The organism is Streptosporangium sp. NPDC006013 (assembly GCF_040614275.1).
Lineage (GTDB): Bacteria > Actinomycetota > Actinomycetes > Streptosporangiales > Streptosporangiaceae > Streptosporangium.
The window spans coordinates 1-1,051 of sequence record NZ_JBEXUE010000993.1 but is presented as its reverse complement, the minus strand read 5'-3'; the positions used below and the strand labels follow the sequence as shown (position 1 = coordinate 1,051).

Below are 1,051 nucleotides of genomic sequence, written 5' to 3'. Positions count from 1 at the left end.
GGCGCCGTCGGGCCAGAACCGCTCACGCTGGAAGGCGTACGTCGGCAGCTCCACCCGGTGAGCGCCGGGGAGCACGGCCGGCCAGCTCACCGGCACCTTACGCACGTGCAGGGCGGCCAGCGCCGTCATGATCGTCGCCTGCTCGTCCTGGCCCCCGCGCAGGGCCGGTACCAGCACCACGTCCAGGTCCGCCGGCCCCGCCTCGGCGTCGCGCGCCGAACCCGCAGGCGCAGCCACCCGCATTACCGCACCGATGTCCGCGTTCGCGTCGGTGAGCGCGGTGAGGGTGTCATCGGCCATCGCGGCCAGCACCCCGTCCGGGCCCAGCTCCAGGTAGGCCCGCACCCCCTGAGCGTGCAGCGTCCGGATTCCGTCGGAGAAGCGGACGGCCCGGCGCACCTGCTCCACCCAGTAGTCCGGCGAGCACAGCTGCTCGGCCGTGGCCGCCTGCCCGCTCACCGTGGACACCACCGGGATCTGCGGCGGGCCGTAGGACAACGTCCGGGCCAGGGCACGGAAGTCCTCCAGCATCGGCTCCATCAACGGCGAATGGAACGCGTGCGACACCCGCAACCGCTTCGTCCGCACACCCCGCTCCCGCAGAGCGGCGGCCACCTCCAGCACCGCCTCCTCCACCCCGGCGATCACCACCGAGGCCGGACCGTTCACCGCCGCGACCGACACCTCACCCTCACGCCCGGCCAGCAGAGCGGCGACCTCCTCCTCGGAAGCCCGCACCGACACCATCGCCCCACCCGCCGGCAACGCCTGCATCAACCGCGCCCGACCCGCCACCAACACACACGCATCGGCCAGCGACAACACCCCCGCCACGTGGGCAGCGGTGATCTCCCCGATCGAATGGCCCGCCAGTACCTCCGGCCGCACCCCCCACGAGGACACCAGCCGGAACAGCGCCGTCTCCACCGCGAACAACGCCGGCTGCGCCCACCCGGTCTGATCCAGCAACCCGGCCCGCTCGCTGCCCGGCTCGGCGAACAGCACCTCCCGCAACGAACGACCCACCCGCTCGACCGACCCACCGTCCAGC

General features: G+C 73.3%; 1 protein-coding gene. It reads right to left on the bottom strand.

Translation table 11 applies throughout. The features are described 5' to 3' along the window. Positions 1-1,051: acyltransferase domain-containing protein (locus ABZ260_RS51520; protein ID WP_355633374.1), on the bottom strand; the 1,051-nt coding region annotated here is incomplete at both ends.